General features: G+C 36.9%; 1 protein-coding gene. It reads right to left on the bottom strand.

Annotated features, from left to right (window positions below; all coding sequences use genetic code 11):
* Positions 1 to 241: 241 nt before the first annotated feature.
* Complete coding sequence (locus ELS82_RS25145; RefSeq protein ID WP_017191344.1) at positions 242 to 994, bottom strand: HEPN domain-containing protein; 753 nt, start codon at positions 992 to 994, stop codon at positions 242 to 244.
* Positions 995 to 1,166: the final 172 nt, after the last annotated feature.

The raw sequence follows: 1,166 nt of genomic DNA, 5'->3' as shown, positions 1-1,166 counted from the left end.
TCACCAAAAATAGGCTTCGCTAGTCGACGTTCAACCTCTGCCAACAAAGGCTCTTTCCTTATTTTATTCACTCTTTTTTCCTTTTCTACAATTTCCCTTTTGGGTAGGAATTACCAAATTCACATAACGCCCTGTTAAGGTGTGAGCAACGCAATACCGAAGTTGCCGCATACCACCTTAAACACTAAAACCAACGCATAGTAAAAATGCCACGCGTTGCGAATCACTCTTAAACAGTTTGTTATGCATTTAGTTCAGCGATTACAAAACTATGTAGCTCACCTGCAAAAACGTCTATTGTTTCGATTGCACTCAATACATCGCTAACTTGCAATACTATCTCCTTGCCGTTTTTATCAACCCCATTTCTATGAACAAAGTCATGGCGTAGGTTGCCAACCATTCCAATATCTCGGGTACTGTATTGAAAATCCGAGTTAAACATCGCTTTAAGAATAACGGTCACATGTGTAATATTGTGAAAACTAACTTTAGATAACTCTTCTAGTGTTATACCTACAACCCCGGTCTTACTGTTATATACATCTTTTAGCGCAAACCTCTGTTCACCAAAATTCAATTTTTTATTACTAATAGATTCTGAATTCAGTAAGTTGTTTAACAGATAGTCGTTCTTAACAATTAGTGTTTTTATGTAATCACTGATAAAAGACTCTAGTATCGTTACAGCATGCACATAAGACATTTTCAACACTACTTGCTCTGTGCTTTGCGAAAAAGCGCCTTTTAAAACTTTATGAAGACTATTAAGTTCATTACGCAATTTTTCATAGAAATGAGAGTACGAGTTTTCCAAGTACCAAAGATACTCAGCTTCTGCCTCCTTGCTCTCCATTATTGATGCATATTCTTGCTCCAACTCAGACCAACCTGGTGAACTTTCATCCGCATCAAAATCACCCAACTTCTCTTGAATCCAATCGCTCTTAGCTTGCTCTTCTAAATCAAAAATATACTCTTTAATACTGCTCATTTACCGTTGACCTCTGTAAATGCATAACGCCAAATTAAGTAGTGAGTAACGCTACCACTTACCTAAACCATTGCGCCGTAAACACTTAAGTCGATTCAAACCAAAAGTGCCAAGCGTTACGAATCTGCTTAAATTTATTGTTATGTTTTACCACAAATACATGATTTACTTG

Source organism: Vibrio ouci (assembly GCF_004551525.1).
In the GTDB taxonomy this organism is placed as follows: Bacteria; Pseudomonadota; Gammaproteobacteria; order Enterobacterales; family Vibrionaceae; genus Vibrio; species Vibrio ouci.
The sequence above is the reverse complement of the archived record's forward strand: the minus strand, read 5'-3'. Positions and strand labels throughout refer to the sequence as shown.